The sequence below is a fragment of the Fulvivirga kasyanovii genome, from assembly GCF_009711405.1.
GTDB lineage: Bacteria > Bacteroidota > Bacteroidia > Cytophagales > Cyclobacteriaceae > Fulvivirga > Fulvivirga kasyanovii.
This window is the reverse complement of the sequence record NZ_SMLW01000520.1, coordinates 1-15,734: the sequence shown is the minus strand read 5'-3', so window position 1 is coordinate 15,734 and position 15,734 is coordinate 1. Positions and strand designations below refer to the sequence as shown.

The following is a 15,734-nucleotide window of genomic DNA, read 5'->3' as shown; positions in this document are numbered from 1 at the left end:
CCTGTAGGGACAAAACAAGCAGGCCTTTGAGTCAATGAATACGTAGAGAATGCCAGCAACCCGAACCCAGCACCCAGCACCCAGCACCCAGCAACTACAAATCACCGATTAACACCACTCAAAGCTGCAATCTGTAACTCCAGCCTCTTCATTTCCCTTAGCATACTGTTAGTGTTCATCTGCATCCAATACCAAATCTTAATCCCCAGTACACTAATCATGCTCCAAAAGGCACCCGCTCCATACAAGATCATAGTCTTTGTAGTTTCAGCATGATATAACTTGAACATGCAAAAGATGAATGCACCAAATAGTATCAGTGACATGATAAAAGTTATTATGTACAGCCCCTTATTCTTGCCCTGAAAGACCCCTAGTGTCATTTCCACTATATTCTGTTCACCCAATTGATCATAAAATGCAGCCTCTTCTTTGCTTAAGGCCTCATGGATGATCTTGTCGATTTGCTCATTAGTGTGTTTCATTTTTCAGTTCTTTATATTTTCTTTTCAATAACTCTCTCGCGTAGAAGATCCTGGACTTGACCGTGCCTTCCGGCAACTTCAAAATAGATGCTATGTCCCTGATAGATTGCTGCTCCAGGTAAAACAATGTCAGGACAGTCTTATGTTGCACTGGCAATTTGCCGAGCAATTCGCTGACTGTAGTTGCATCAGTGTGGTAGTCGTCAAGCTCGTCGTTCGCTACCTCGTTGGTAGAGGCCTCTATTTCACTCTGCTTTTGTTGTGAGCGCAGGTGATCCATCGACTTATTGTAGACAATTCTGAAAGCCCAGGTACTGAACTTTGCCGGATCATTTAGCTTGTTGAGTCCTTTATGAATGGAGAGCCAGCTTTCCTGAGCTACGTCACGGGCCGAATCCATATCACGGATGAATTTATAGGCAAAAGAGATGAGCTTCCTGTTCCATCTTTTGATTAATAAACCAAAAGCCTTCTGGTCGCCATCACGGCATTTGTAAATCAGTAACTCATCTAGAATTTTATCCTTATCCATTCGCTTGCTGACGGTTGACAAAGGTTAGTCTGTCATTTTGTGCAAAGGTTCAAAACGAAGATAAGTTTATTTTGCGTGGGATTAGCTGGTATAACTCTGACAGGGCTCTAAGCCCTGTCAGAGTTATACCAACTGAGGCATTTAGAAATCCGGATCCAGCCCCAGCCTGTCTCTCAGTTGCTTTACAATGGGGTTTTTCTCGGCCAGGTAGTTGAACTTGTCACTGTTCGTGTACATTTTTCTCTTGGCCTCTTCCTCGATCATTTCTATTTCAAGGCTGATCTTGCCGTTGTTGAGTTTGGTTTTCAGGTAAGTGATCAGGTCAGCCCGGAATTTGTCCAGTATATCGATCTTGACCGGATTGGTAAATTTGATCACAAGAGTAGTGGCATCTTTGAGGTAGGTTTCCTGCTGGAGTACCATGTGCTCAAAGTTCTTACCTTCAGCCTCTTTTTGGTTGGCAAAGTCCTGCCAGTGTTTTTTTAATTCTTCGTAGGTGAAAGGTTCATTGCCAAAATACTCCTGATCCTCGGCATTGTCCTGCTTCTGAACCTCTTCATCGCTTTTGTTGGCCAGGGCGTTGATATCCTTGGGTACTTTTATGGTGCTTTTGAGCTTGGAGGAACTTAGCCTTTTTGAAGAAGCGGATGAAATACCCTGCGACGGCACAGGTGTGGCTGATGGAGTGCCTGCATGGCTTTTGGAAGACGAAACTGATTCCCCGTTTTGATCGGGGGCAGCTTGCGTTTCCTTAGCTACATCACTTTTTTTTTTACGCCATTATCAGAAGTTTGAGAGGCAAGGTTAACGGCAGCATTGACATGAGCTAATTTCATTAAAGCCAGCTCAACATGCAGGCGTTGGTTTTTGCTTCCCTTATAGCTGAGGTCGCACTGGTTAGATATGTTCAGTGCTGTAAGCAGGAAAGACAAAGAAGCTTTGTTAGCCTGTTCGATGTACTTCTCCTTAGTATTATCGGGCACTTCCATGAGTTGAACAGTTGCATTGTCTTTGCATACCAGCAGGTTGCGCAAGTGCTCACTCAGGCCTACAATGAAGTTGTGGCCATCAAAACCCTGCTTTAGGATCTCATCAAAGATCAGCAGTGATTGAGACAAGTCCTCTGCCAGTAAGTGATCGACAACCTTGAAATAGTACTCATAATCCAGGATATGTAAATTATTGATCGTGGATTGATACGTTACATTCCTGTCAGAAGAGAAGGTTACGATCAGGTCAAAGATCGATAAGGCATCCCTAAGCGCGCCGTCAGCTTTTTGGGCGATCAGGTGCAGGGCCTCATCTTCTGCTTTTATATTTTCCCTGTCAGCAATACCCTTCAGATGAACTGCAATATCAGAAACCTGGATCCTGTTAAAATCAAAGATCTGGCAACGCGATAATATAGTGGGTATTACTTTATGTTTTTCAGTAGTTGCTAAGATGAAAATAGCATATGGTGGCGGCTCTTCAAGGGTTTTAAGGAACGCGTTGAAGGCAGCGTTGGAAAGCATGTGAACCTCATCTATGATATACACCTTGTATTTGCCATATTGAGGAGGGTACCGTACCTGGTCGATCAGGTTCCTGATATCATCTACGGAGTTGTTCGATGCGGCATCCAGCTCAAAAATATTGAGAGAGTTTCCCTCACTTTTTTCGTCAAACTGGTTGATCATTCTGGCCAGTATACGGGCACAGGTAGTTTTACCAACACCACGGGGACCACAAAAGAGAAGGGCCTGGGCAAGTTGGTTATTATCTATTGCATTTTTAAGCGTAGTAGTGATATGTTCCTGACCTACTACCTCATCAAAACCTGTTGGCCTATACTTACGCGCTGATACCACAAACTTTTCCATCGCTCGAAGTTAAAAAAAAGTGACTGGATATGTTAAGTTATTTTGTTCAATTATTTCTGCCGGACATAAAAAGTAGGCCTGAGCCAGAGTTGTTAAACGGTTAATTCCGGCCTCTGTTTTTTAGAATGACCATTTCAGGCCATTTGTCAAAGAGTACACAAAATTATTTATAGGGATTATAGGTTTGTCCTCGTATTGAGCTGAAAAGCTGGTAAGAAAGGACAACTTGTCTGTTAATTGCATGCTCAGGACGGCATCTCCGCTAAAGCGATTTCTAAATACCTCACTTTCACCATCATACCCACCCTGATAGTACAAAATCACGTCAAAACTTACATGATCATTAAAATTAAATTTTCCATTTATGTAGTCGCTCGTCTTCCATAATTCCTTCTCAATGATCACATCTTCTTCCGTTACAGACTTCCAATGTTCCTCCTCATACATACCTCCGATGCCCAGGTAAATTTTGGATTTTTCTGTGGAGCTGAGTCTGAATTTTAACCCACCGCCCTGCAGAAATCTTAAAGGCATCATACGGCCATCGTCATATTGTATTTGCGAAAATAACTCGTACGACATTATCCTTTTTCTAAGGAAGTTTACCCTGAAGTGAGCATAGCCCGTACTGATAAGGGGCCCGCCGGTAGATTTAAAGTAATTGATCTTATTTATAAGTATATATGCATGTTTTTCAGCCACATATACAATATCTGCATTAGCTTCCAAACCCGTAAATGTTATTTCTTTTTCGGCTGTGGCACTCCTGTTGTTGAGGTTAAAGTTGAAGTTGATATTCCCCATAAAATAGTTCGAGGAGTCTGAGTCGATGCTCCCTTTATCCACCTTTAGAATTTGAGCGCTTACATTTAAAGTGGTGAAAATCAGTGCTAAAACAAAAACAGATTTTTTCATCGTGCTAAGTTAAGGAGTCTCGGAAATATAAGGAAGTAACGAGACGGGAGATGAAACAGATTAATCTTTAAGCGCAATATATGTTGCAACGTATAATGTTCTGTTATACTTATTTTTGAAAGAATTATATTACATGCTCTGATAATTAACAGAATAAAATTTGTTATTAGCAGCAGTATTTCCGAATTTCGACTACCCGTTTTAATCCGATTAATTAACCAAAAACCAATTTAAGCATGAAAAAGATTTATCTTTTTATGAGAATCCCATGCTTTTGTCTCATTGCAATTTTCTTGCTGATGCATGAGGTTACCGCCCAGAACAAGGTAGCGGTACACCAGGGTGTATTACGCATAAAAGTTGCTGAGACAACTGCAACCTATTTACAAAAGGCGCAGATGTCCCGGACTTCCCAGGGGTATTTGCGTACAGGAAATGCGTCGTTGGACCAGGCCCTTTCGAGGAGCAAGGCTACCAACATGAAGCGCGTTTTCAGACACGGAGGGAAGTTTGAAGCGAAGCATCGCAAACATGGCCTTCATCTTTGGTATGAAGTGCAGATTGATGAATCCACTGATGTGAACCAGGCGGTTTCTACGTTTGGAAAGCTAACGGAGGTCATCAAGTCTGAGCCTATATATGAAAAGCATATAGGTGGTCGTGAGCGGATGTTGTCAGAGGCTAAGATCATGATGCCTTTGAATTCTGCGCCGGATGATCCACGTTTTGTGGACCAGTGGCATTATAACAACACGGGTCAGACCGGAGGAACTCCCGGAGCTGACATCAGTTTACTACAGGCCTGGAGCACCGAAACCGGTGACAGCCAGGTAATCGTGGCAGTAACAGATGGTGGTATAGATGTAGATCATGAAGATCTTGCCGCCAATATGTGGGTCAATACAGATGAAATCCCTGATAATGACATAGATGACGACAATAACGGGTACGTCGATGACATCTATGGTTATGGTTTTGGGGATAATACGGGTGAGATCCCGGCAGACTTACATGGTACACACGTAGGTGGTACTGTATCTGCCGTTACCAACAATGGTATTGGAGTTTCCGGTGTAGCCGGAGGTGACGGTTCCGGCAATGGTGTGCGACTGATGTCGTGTGCTGCTTTCGGAGCGTCAGGAACAGGCGGTTTCGCAGAAACCTATATTTATGGTGCTGACAATGGCGCTGTTATTTCTCAAAACAGTTGGGGGTATACCTCAGCGGGTGTTTTTGAGCAGGCAGTATTGGATGCCATAGATTACTTTATTGCAGAAGCCGGTTATGACGAAATGGGCAACCCTGTAGGGCCAATGCAAGGTGGCCTCGTTATATTTGCCGCCGGTAACGATGGCTCTTTCGGAGAGTATTACCCAGGATTTTATGACCCCGTACTCGCTGTAGGTGGTACTGATCATAACGATGACCAGTATGTTTCTTCCAACAGGGGAGACTGGGTTGATGTGGCAGCACCTGCTGTTAACGTGTTAAGTACTTTCCCTAACAATCAGTACTCGTCTATTTCAGGTACTTCCATGGCATGTCCTCACGTATCAGGACTTGCAGCACTGATCGTTTCTCAGAGTATCGGGAATATTACTCCCGACCAGGTATGGGCAAGGATTGAGCAAACTACTGACCCTCTTCCGGGACTTGAGTTTTTAGGTTCAGGAAGAATAAATGCCTTTGCAGCACTTCAGCAGGACGACGGTGTGGCTCCGGAAGATATTACTGATCTTTCTGTGGCCGATGTAGACCTGTCAAGTGTAACATTACAGTGGACAGCTCCTGCGGATGCGGGCAATGGTTCGGCATCTTCTTATGATGTCAGGTATTCAACTTCGCCAATTACAGCAGCCAATTTTGATTCTGCTACTCCTGTAGCTAATCAGCCTAAGGCATCTTTGGCAGGTACATTGGAAACTTATACCGTTACAGGGCTGAATTCAGCAACCGAATATTACTTTGCCATCAAATCAGAAGATTTCTTTGGTAACGTATCGGGGATCAGTAATGTAGTATCAGCTACTACCAATGATGCACCTGTGGCTTCCGTTTCTCCATCATCGCTAACCGCTGATGTGGTTACCGGCGAAACAGAAACACAAACCCTGACAATCAGCAATGATGGTCTGGGGCCATTGGATTTTGATATTTCATTTGGAGGTACAGTGTTTACTCCATCTATGGCTTCAACTCAGCCTAAGACCATCAAGCCACACTCTAAAATGCTTTCTACCAGAAAGGCATATACACAAAGTGGTGTTCAGGTACTGGCAGGTGCACAATACAGCACCGGTTTTGAGTCATTCAATACAGGTACACTTAATAACCAGGACGGCTGGTCAACCAGCAGTACGCAGGATTATGATGTAAGTACAGCTATGCCTTACGCGGGTACCAAGCACGTGTTGGGAACGTCTACTGCTGCCGGTGCGAATTCACTCGCATTCAGCCCCAATGTAGGTATAGGCGAAGAGGCTTATTCTTCTACTTCTGCCAAGATCAAGATCGAAGGTACAGGTGTTACCTGGCAATATATCCCTCAATCTCCTACTGCCGAGCTGGTAGTTGACCAGGTTGAGCTTTGATGCCGACGGTGGCATGTCCATCCTGGATGGCGATGCAGGTGATTATGTAGATATCCCTGGTGAAACTCCATCAGGCTATTTTGATATGAAGATGGTGGTACACAGAGAATCCCTGGATATGAATGTTTACATCAACAATGAGCTTGTTTATGTAGGCAAAGCCTTTGCAGGTGATATTGAGCAGGTAGTACTGCTGTCGCCTATGGAAGCGACAGGTAGTGAATTCTACATGGACGATATGCAGATCTATGATGGTGAAATTGACACTTATCCTTTCTTAAGTGCAGATATCACCAGCGGAACAGTACCTGCAGGAGAGTCTCAGGATATTCAGATTACTTTTGATGCTACAGGTTTATTCGGAGGTACTTATCAGAACGAAATTCAGATAAGCACTAACGATCCTGTGAACAGTGAGTTTGTAGTGCCGGCTACTATGAATGTAGAAGGTACAGGCAAGCCTGTGATTACAGTTAACCCTGATTCTTTGGTATTCCTCGATACTTTCGTGGGAGGAACTGATACCAGGGTGTTGGAAATTACCAATGGCGGAACAGAGATCCTTCAAATCAGTAGCATTCAGTCAACTTCGTCTGATTTTTCTATTGTTTCTGCCGATACAGCAATTACACTAATGCCTTTTGAATCGTATGAGGTGACAGTACAGTTTTCGCCTTCATCTCTGGGAGAGGTAACCGGTGATATTGTAATATATAGCAATGACACAGATACTCCTGAGCTACACGTACCTGCCAGAGGTAACGGTGTAGAAGCTCCGATTATAGCAGTTAACCCTTCTTCACTGGAGGCTGAACTGGAAAGAGGAGATACCACTTCAAGAGTGCTGACCATTACCAACAATGGTGTGGCAACGCTGAACTTTGCTATAGAAGTAAGTGCAGCGGGAGGAGACTCTACCGCATCAGTAAGCATGTCACTGCCTGCCAAAGCAAGCAGAAGCATGTCAACTGAGGGAATGAAGCAGCAAGCCGTCGGAAGCTTTGCAGGAATGCAGGTAATGTCAAACGTACATTTGTCTGCTGACAATGTACAGGTGCTTATCCTCACTCCTGATGATGATGTTTCCGATCTTCAATCAGCTTTGAGTGCTTTCCCTGATATTGACGTTAGCATATATCCTGAAACAGCACTGCCTGATATTACGCTGGCAGATGTTGCGGACTATGACGTGATCATGACCACCAACAATACACAATGGCTGGCAGGAGGTAATGTAAGCCCCGCATTGATTGGTGATCTTTTAGCTGATTACATCGACCAGGGAGGAAAAGTAATTGCCAACTGCTTCGCTTATGACTATGACGCATGGGCACTTGAAGGCAGGTTTATTACTGAAAACTATGGTCCGTTTACCGTAAGCAGCACTGACTTTACCAATGATGTTACATTAGGTGCTGTACATGAGCCGGGTCATCCTATTATGGAAAATGTATCTTCAATCGGAAATACATTCCTGTTCCAGGATCCGGGTTTAGCGCCGGGAGCTACTTTGATAGCCGACTGGTCTGATGGTAATCCTTTTGTAGCTGCTAATGACAATGTAGTAGCCCTTAACTTACTTCCAAGCAGCGGCGATGGCGTACCCGGTTGGACCGGCGATCTGCCTACCCTTTACCACAATGCTATCATGTGGTTGTCAGGAGCAAGTTTTGTGTCAACTGATATTAAAGAAGGAACACTTTCAGGTGGTGAGTCTATTGAGGTAAATGTGGCTATTAGCGCCGAAGGCCTGGAGGCAGGTTTCTATGAGGCCAGTATAGACATCACATCCAATGACCCTGTTAATGGTTTAGTTCAGGTACCTGTTTCCCTAAACGTACTTGGGCCAGCCGTGACTGCCAATCCTGAATTCTTTGATGTTACAGTGATCAAAGGTCTTTCAGAGACACGTCAGCTCACTTTGTCTAACAACGGTTCGCTGGATGCGGAATACGTAATAGATGTAGTTAACGGAGCACCAGAGCCTGAGCCTACATTTGCAGCAGGCTATGCCAACACTCCTCCAAGGAGCAATGCTTTCAGCGGAGCTGCTATGAATGTAGCTGCTGCCGTAGCTAAAGGCGCAACGCAGATGGCTGATGGTGACGAAATATACAGAACCGGCTTTGAAAACTTTGTTACCGGCAATATTAACGGGCAGCAAGGATGGACAGGCCAGTTTGGCAACTGGAGAATTGAAGCCACTAACCCTGCCACTGGTAGCCAGCATTTCAGAGGGCTGTCTGATGGATTAGGACAATCGGCGGCCTTTACTCCTCAACTGGAAATGGGAGGTGAGGCAGTAGCCACAGCTTCTATGGATGTTGATCTTGAAGCCGGAGCTTCATGGTGGATCTCTACAGAGTCTTCTACTGCTATCAACGGCCGGGTGATATTTGATCCTCAGGGTAACGTAGTAATGGTTTCTGATGATGGTGCCGGTGGTGCTGTATTGGATACTTTGACTTACAATGTTCCTGACGATTATTTCAACATAGCATTTGAAGTAGACAAAGTTTCCGGAAACTTCAAGTTCTATATAGATAATGTAGAAGTATATGAAGGTAAAGCCTTCTCAACCGATCTTGAGTTTGTAGCTGTAGTTTCCCAGATGGAAACCGCAGGGCCTACTTTTGATATGGACAACCTGTCAGTTTATGAAGGACGTCTCGTGCCTCCATTCCTGAGCCTGTCTGACTATGCGGGAGTAATACCTGCCGGATCAAGTGTAACACTTGATGTTGAGTTTGACGGTTCTCAGATTGATTTCGGTACCTACTTCAGAGATATCCAGGTATTCATTGGCGGAGCGTCAAGCCCTGACCTTGTAATCCCTGCGACATTTACTGTAACAGGACAATCTTCAGTAGAGGTTACCCCTCAGGTACTTGAGCAGGTTGTAAACTACAAAGAAGAGGAAACTACCGAATTCACGATCAAAAATACAGGAGGTAAAGACCTGAACTTTGACATCGGCGTGTTTGGTGCTGACCTTGAAGACCAGCAAATGCGCATGGCAGAAGCCAATGTACCTGCTGCTTCAAGAGCTAAATTCGAAAAGAGTCTGGCGTACGAGGCTACTCAGACGCGTTCTGCAAGTGTAGTTCAACTGGTAGCAGGTGAAACGATCTTCACTGAAAACTTCGATGGAGGTACATTCCCTCCTGCGAACTGGACTGTAGTAGATAACGAAGGATCAGGACTGGTATGGAGCCCGCTTGCTGATCAGGAGCTGGAAAACTGGGCTGGTTCCGGTGAAGCTGCTTCTGTGAACAGTGATGCCAATCAGGGCGTGGAGTTCGATACAGAGCTGATCACTCCTGCTATTGATATCTCCGGAAGAACAGGCGTAGTAGTACAATACAACGCTAACTACCGCAACTTCCTGGGTTCTGATTTCCTTGATCTGGAAGTTACCACCGACGATGGTGCTACATGGACCACAGTGCTTAGCTGGAACGAATCTCACGGTACAGGCTTCGGCGCTCCCGGTGAATTTGTAGTAGTTGAGCTGGATGAATATGTGGCCGGTGCTTCTGAAATGAAGTTGAGATGGAGATACTACGACCCTAATACAGGCGACTGGGATTTCTACGCTCAGATTGATGATGTCGAGATATTGACAGATGCTACAACATGGTTGACGGTTTCTCCTGCCAGCGGTACAGTACCGGTAGGTGAGGAGCTGAAGATCGATGTTACTTTTGATGCTTCAAAAGTTGATCCGGGTGAGTACTTCGCTGGAATTCTGGTAAACAGCAATGCAGCAAATATGCCTGTTGCATCTGTATTTGCCATGATGGAAGTACTTAGAGCTGCTGACATTGAGGTAAGCCCTACTTCTTTGGAGCAGGTACTGGTTACAGGTTTCTCTGATACTCAGACGCTGAACATCACCAACAATGGTGAAAGTGTACTGAGATATGAGCTGGGAGGATACCTGAAAAACAGCAAAGTAGTATCTGTAAGTAAGAATAATTCAGAAAGAATAGAGCCAAACCTGAGAACTGCTCCATACGATGGGGAACTGTATCAGGGCAAAAAGGCTATAGCGCTTTCTAATGTAGAGCGAACTGCAGGCACATTGGCTTATGGTACCGATTTCGAAAGCTTCGAATTAGGTGACATCAACAACCAAAATGGCTGGTTTGCACAATTTGGTAACTGGACTGTGGAAGCAGAAAATGCTGATAGTGGTGTGAAACACTTCAGAGGCCTTTCTGACGGACTAGGACAGTCTGCCGCGGTTACACCGGGTGTTGGTATCGGCACGGAGCCTGTATCATCATTTACTACAGATGTAAATCTGACCGGAACAGGTGTAACATGGCAACTCATACCGCAGTCTGCCACTGCCGAGCTGGTGATCACAAGGCTACAGATCAATCCTGACGGATCGATGGATGCCCTTGTAGATGATGGCGCAGGTGGTACTGTATTCGAAACTATCATTGATGCTGTGGATACTTCATACTTCAACCTGAAGCTTGAAGTGGAAAGAGCTACCAGTGAGTTTACGGTATATGTAGATCAGGAAGCCATTTATACCGGACAGGGCTTTGCCGGTGACATTGAAGAGGTAGTTGTACTTTCTTTGATGGAAACTGCCGGTCCTACTCTGGATCTTGATGATTTGAACATCTGGGATGGCGAAGCGCCAATTCCGTTCTTGTCAACTAACCCTGAGTTTGGTAATGTTGCTTCTGGTGAAACGGTAGAGATCGAAGTTACTTTTGATGCTACTAACCTTGAAAAAGGTATCTACAAAGACCAGATCATTGTATTTAACAATGACCCTGATGAGCCGGAGGTTGAAATTCCTGTAACACTTGAGGTGATCAATCCTCCTGTACTGGAAGTTTCTCCTGACACGATCGTTAGTGATGTGGTGCTTAATACTATGAAAGAGCATACCGTTACTATTGCCAATGCAGGGGAGGCTAATCTGAGATTCGGATTTGCAGGTTTTGGAGATGCTCCGGTACCTGGTGAATTCAGAAGAGAAGACAACTTCGGCCCTGAAAGAAGGAAGAAGATGCAGGAAGATCTTGATAAGTCAAGAGCATATAACCCTGCAAGACCTATAACCTTCCTGGAAGGTGAGCAATTGTTGTTCGAAGGCTTCGAAGGAACTACGTTCCCTCCTGAAGGCTGGACACTGGTTGATAACGAAGGTACAGGCGTGGTATGGGAGTCATCTGATGACAACTATACAGGTGGAACCGGAAAATCTGCCATTGCCAATAGCGATGCTGCCGGTACTGCTGAGTTTGATACTGAGCTGATCACTCCTGAGGTCAATATTGAAGGTAAAAGCGGTGTGGCTGTTCAATACTATGTGAACTACCAGAACTACCTGAACCAGGATTTCCTTAACCTGGATATCAGTACAGATGGTGGTAGCTCATGGACAACCGTACTTAGCTGGAACGAAGACCACGGAGGTTTATTCACCGTTCCCGGTGAGTTCGTAAGTGTACCGTTGGATGAGTACCTCGAAGGTGCTTCTACAATGATGCTGAGATGGCATTATTATGATCCTAACACAGGTGACTTTGACTGGTATGCGCAAATCGACGAGGTAGAGATCATCTATGAAGGTATCCAGTGGTTAACTGTTGATCCGGGACAAGGTATTGTACCTGGTGGAGAGTCGTTAGATGTAACAGTGACCTTTGATGCTACTGAGGTGGAAAAAGGACAGTATGTGAAAGATCTTCTTTTACTTACCAACGTTCCTTCAGAGCCTGAGAAAGTGCTTCATATGGTGATGAACGCTGTAGGTATCGAGCCATTGACTCTTGAGTCATTGTGTTCTGATAATCCTGATGAGGAAAGAAGATGGAGCGTTTATAACCCTAACAGCTTCGAGGTAGATACCTATTGGTTTATCATAGGTTCTAATGAGGGTGATAGTCTTACTGTAAAGCCTGGTGAGAACATCTTTACCAGCAATACTTTAAGCGACAGACCTAATACCTTGAAACTGAAATGGCTCGATGAAAATCAGCAACCTCAGGAAACAGTAAAAGAGTCGGCCTTCAACCCTTGTGGTATTGAGGAGCTTACGCTTGAGTCACCATGCTCTAACAACCCTGACCTCTTCAGAAGATGGAAGGTAACCAATGCCAATCCGTTTGGCATAATGGTGAACTGGGAAGTGCTGGGCACTACTCAAGGCGGTAGCTTATGGGTAGCCAATGGTGTTACATATTTCTATACCGAAGCTATAGCCGGCGACAACACAGCCAGAATCTCCTGGTTGGATGCCGAAGGCGAAGAGCACGAAGTAGTAACTACATCAACCGGTGAAGTTTGCGATATAGACAACTCTTGTATGGGTGATGAGGTGATCTCGTTCACTCAGGGCTTGAGGAAGAAAGGTACCATGGTACCGCCTCGTAGAAGCAATCCTGAGCTTGCTCTTGGAATGCCGGAAGAGAACAGTGAGATCAACTTTGTATCTCTGGGCTTCGGAGGTGAGTTAGTGATCAGACTCAATAACATAGTGGCTGACCAGCCAGGTGATGACTTTATCGTATTCGAAACTACATATGATGATGTAAATGACGAATGCGGAGTTTACCCTGAAACAGCCGATGTATATGTGTCTGACAATGGTGTTGATTTCTATTTCGTAGGATCGGCCTGCAAGGACACTGCGTTTGATATTGCTAACAGTGGTTTGATGGATATCCAATATATCAAAATTGTGGATACTTCAGATATCAACTACAAAGGCTTCGGCCCTGCAGCAGATGGTTTTGATGTGGATGGTATCCACTGTATCAACGCCCATTACTCTGCGGCCAGACACCACGAATTCGGCTTGGCGAATACCGTGCCTAACGAGCCTTATGAGAAAGCGATAACTACTTTCCCTAACCCATTCCAGGATGAAATATCTGTAACGATGGAAGTAGAGAAAGAAGGAGTCTACGAAGTAATGGTACACGATATCTTCGGAGCATTGATCTATAAAGGAAAAGTGAACTCTTCATTGGGTGAGCTGAGAACTGAAATTGATGCCAGAGGATTCGCAAGAGGTACTTATACCATAACCATTACCTCAGAAGACGAGCACTACAAAGAATCAAGTCTGTTGATTAAGAAGTAGTGATATAGTATAGGTTATTGAATTAAGGGCCGCCCGTTGGGCGGCCCTTTTTTTATAATCGCTTCTGAGTTTGTATAGCGAACTTATTTACCCTTATATTTGTATTCTTAATTGAAAACCGGGGCCGACCGGTTTTGACAGGATGTGTGATTACGTGGGTAAGCATGCAGGCTCATGGGATGAGAGCCTTGAAAGATAGTTCCACAACACAATTGGCGAATCTAATTACGCCATGGCTGCCTAATCTTAACAACTCGTTAAGATAGCAGGCTTAAACGGTTGAATCGCCAGACGCGATTCCCGGGCCACACTCTGCTGACCGTCGTTATGTCCGGTCAGATTTGGAGTGTCGAACAGACATAACTAGTGCTGACAGGGTTGTGATGTTGGTGCGAAACTTAATCGCAACTAAGGTAAAGTTCGGTGGTTGTCTACCTCGCTTTACTCGAAAACCCAAAGACAACTAAGCATGTAGAAGACACGATAGTTGCCTTCACTGGACGAGGGTTCGAATCCCTCCGGCTCCACCATCGCCCGCCGAAGTCCGATAGGACGAAGGCGGGCATTTTTGTTTGCAGTCCTTCCTTTTGAACTTCCTGGCAGTTCGGCCGGGCTAAGGCGGAGGAACTCCACCATCGTCCATCATCGTCCACCATAGTCCGATAGGACGAAGGTGGGCCATCACCAGTTACGAGGTTTTGTTTCAATTAATTCACTCCATATCATTTTAGGTTGATACGTAGAATTTCCTTTATTTGTAGCTCTCTTTTGTACCCCATATAAATCAGCCTGGGTGAAGAAATTTTCCCTTATGGCTTCTGAATATTTTGTTCGTTAAAATTTGATTGATGATGTGGTACGTTTATATCCTGAAATGTAATGATGGTACGCACTATGTTGGGTGTACCAACAGCGTGGAAAATCGCTTGAAAAGACATATGAATGGGGAGGTGCATTATACTAAAAGCAGGCTGCCGGTTGTTGTGATTGTTTATACTGCATTTAATGACAAATACAAGGCCTACCAATATGAGAAATATTTGAAATCAGGATCAGGAAGGGCTTTTTCTAAGAGGCATTTGTTGTGATGTGGGCTTTTGCTATTCCAAAACAGTACTGGAGGATGTCCTTGTTCATTACAGGTTGTAGGATTGCTGTGCTGAACCTGGGGCCACAAACGATCCCTTGCCCAGGATAGCATGAAATGTCAGATTTCTCGGAGAATTGTTTTATTTTGTAAGCATGTACCTCAATTAAGGAATTAGAATATTAGAACTGAGTTCTCTTTCATGAGATATCTACTGACATTATTAATATTAATCGGTGTTAATGGACTTTATGCCCAGAAGCAAGACGCCAATCTTATGGCTGGTCATAATGCTTTGTCGAAAGGTGAATATACGGAAGCGATAGAGGCTTTCTCCAATGTGCTTAAATACGATAAAGACAACAAAGAGGCATTGATCCACAGGAGTAAGGCATATTATTCCTTAAAAGACTATGAGAAGACAATAGCAGACTGCGATGCAATATTGAATATTGACCCGGAACTTGAAAGTGTATATGACTTATCTGCTATGCACAATATGGCGTTGGCCTATAATAGTTTAAAGAAATACGAAATGGCGCTGTTATATCTGGATGAGCTAAAACAGCTGCAACCGGACTACCTTCCTTCATATGAGAGTGCAGGGTACAGCCATTTGGGCTTAAACCAATTAGATTTGGCACTCCAGGATTTTAAAGCCATGGTTCGGCTCGACTCAACCTTGGAAAAGGGTTATTATGGAATGGGTAAGGTATATTATTTGAAAGCTGAATATTCTAAAGCCATTGAAGCCTACAACAAAGCCATTCAAATTAACCCGGATTATGCCATGGCGTATCAAAACAGAGGTTCCGCCAAAAGGGAATTAGGTGATATGGAAGGCTGTTGCGTGGATTGGAATAAGTCTTATATGCTTGGCTTGGTTCAGATGGGGGCGTATTTGGAGGAGTTTTGTAGGTGAGGGGTTTTAGATTAGCCGGTAATATAATTGTGATGAAACGCAATATTCGGCTTTTAAACAAAGTCAGTTTTGATCCTTAATAGAAGTAATGCGTATAATTAAAACTATTCTTGCGATTACCTGCATAATTAGCTGTTCAAGTAAAACGGAAGAAAACACCAATTGTAATGGCAAATTTGACTCAAATAAATTGGGTATTGCCTTTAATCATCCAGAAAATTGG

The 15,734-nt window shown here is 44.2% G+C and carries 9 protein-coding genes, 1 other RNA gene and 1 pseudogene; 6 read left to right on the top strand and 5 right to left on the bottom strand.

Annotated features, from left to right (window positions below):
• Window positions 1–101: 101 nt before the first annotated feature.
• The 5 genes from E1163_RS11215 to E1163_RS11195 form a co-directional block, all read right to left on the bottom strand.
• Entirely contained in the window at window positions 102–485 is a 384-nt protein-coding gene (locus E1163_RS11215) for a DUF6768 family protein (RefSeq protein ID WP_155171682.1), read from the bottom strand.
• Window positions 472–1,017 carry an RNA polymerase sigma factor gene (locus tag E1163_RS11210; protein WP_155171680.1) on the bottom strand — a complete coding sequence of 182 codons (546 nt, stop codon included), beginning with the start codon at window positions 1,015–1,017 and terminating at the stop codon, window positions 472–474. The genes E1163_RS11215 and E1163_RS11210 overlap by 14 nt, the downstream gene beginning before the upstream one ends.
• A 141-nt stretch (window positions 1,018–1,158) precedes the next feature.
• The gene (locus E1163_RS11205) at window positions 1,159–1,686 is read right to left on the bottom strand and encodes a hypothetical protein (protein WP_155171678.1); all 528 of its coding nucleotides are present in this window, start codon (window positions 1,684–1,686) and stop codon (window positions 1,159–1,161) included.
• 86 nt (window positions 1,687–1,772) lie between these two features.
• Window positions 1,773–2,879, bottom strand: a complete 1,107-nt coding sequence (gene dnaX, locus E1163_RS11200; RefSeq protein ID WP_155171676.1) for a DNA polymerase III subunit gamma/tau — start codon at window positions 2,877–2,879, stop codon at window positions 1,773–1,775.
• Between the two features lie 120 nt (window positions 2,880–2,999).
• Entirely contained in the window at window positions 3,000–3,794 is a 795-nt protein-coding gene (locus E1163_RS11195) for a DUF481 domain-containing protein (protein ID WP_155171674.1), read from the bottom strand.
• Between the two features lie 422 nt (window positions 3,795–4,216).
• Between E1163_RS11195 and E1163_RS31750 the strand changes: the two are divergent.
• From E1163_RS31750 to E1163_RS11170, 6 genes and pseudogenes are all read left to right on the top strand, one after another.
• A pseudogene (locus E1163_RS31750) lies at window positions 4,217–4,540 on the top strand (subtilase family N-terminal domain-containing protein); the annotation flags it as partial.
• Window positions 4,523–6,385, top strand: coding sequence for a S8 family serine peptidase (locus E1163_RS11190; RefSeq protein ID WP_425482702.1), 1,863 nt, complete (start codon window positions 4,523–4,525; stop codon window positions 6,383–6,385). The pseudogene E1163_RS31750 and the gene E1163_RS11190, both read left to right, overlap by 18 nt.
• The gene (locus tag E1163_RS11185) at window positions 6,366–13,502 is read left to right on the top strand and encodes an Ig-like domain-containing protein (protein WP_155171670.1); all 7,137 of its coding nucleotides are present in this window, start codon (window positions 6,366–6,368) and stop codon (window positions 13,500–13,502) included. The genes E1163_RS11190 and E1163_RS11185 overlap by 20 nt, the downstream gene beginning before the upstream one ends.
• Window positions 13,503–13,622: 120 nt before the next feature.
• Window positions 13,623–14,032, top strand: a transfer-messenger RNA (tmRNA) gene (ssrA, locus tag E1163_RS11180).
• 318 nt (window positions 14,033–14,350) lie between these two features.
• Window positions 14,351–14,590, top strand: a complete 240-nt coding sequence (locus E1163_RS11175; protein ID WP_221417984.1) for a GIY-YIG nuclease family protein — start codon at window positions 14,351–14,353, stop codon at window positions 14,588–14,590.
• A gap of 201 nt (window positions 14,591–14,791) precedes the next feature.
• Complete coding sequence (locus E1163_RS11170; protein ID WP_155171668.1) at window positions 14,792–15,511, top strand: tetratricopeptide repeat protein; 720 nt, start codon at window positions 14,792–14,794, stop codon at window positions 15,509–15,511.
• Window positions 15,512–15,734: the final 223 nt, after the last annotated feature.

What these genes read in the sequence shown, in the direction of transcription:
- E1163_RS11215 (WP_155171682.1), bottom strand. Translation starts at nt 485, where the DNA reads ATGAAACACACTAATGAGCAAATCGACAAGATCATCCATGAGGCCTTA.
- dnaX (WP_155171676.1), bottom strand. Translation starts at nt 2,879, where the DNA reads ATGGAAAAGTTTGTGGTATCAGCGCGTAAGTATAGGCCAACAGGTTTT.
- E1163_RS11195 (WP_155171674.1), bottom strand. Translation starts at nt 3,794, where the DNA reads ATGAAAAAATCTGTTTTTGTTTTAGCACTGATTTTCACCACTTTAAAT.
- E1163_RS11170 (WP_155171668.1), top strand. Translation starts at nt 14,792, where the DNA reads ATGAGATATCTACTGACATTATTAATATTAATCGGTGTTAATGGACTT.
- E1163_RS11210 (WP_155171680.1), bottom strand. Translation starts at nt 1,017, where the DNA reads ATGGATAAGGATAAAATTCTAGATGAGTTACTGATTTACAAATGCCGT.
- E1163_RS11175 (WP_221417984.1), top strand. Translation starts at nt 14,351, where the DNA reads ATGATGTGGTACGTTTATATCCTGAAATGTAATGATGGTACGCACTAT.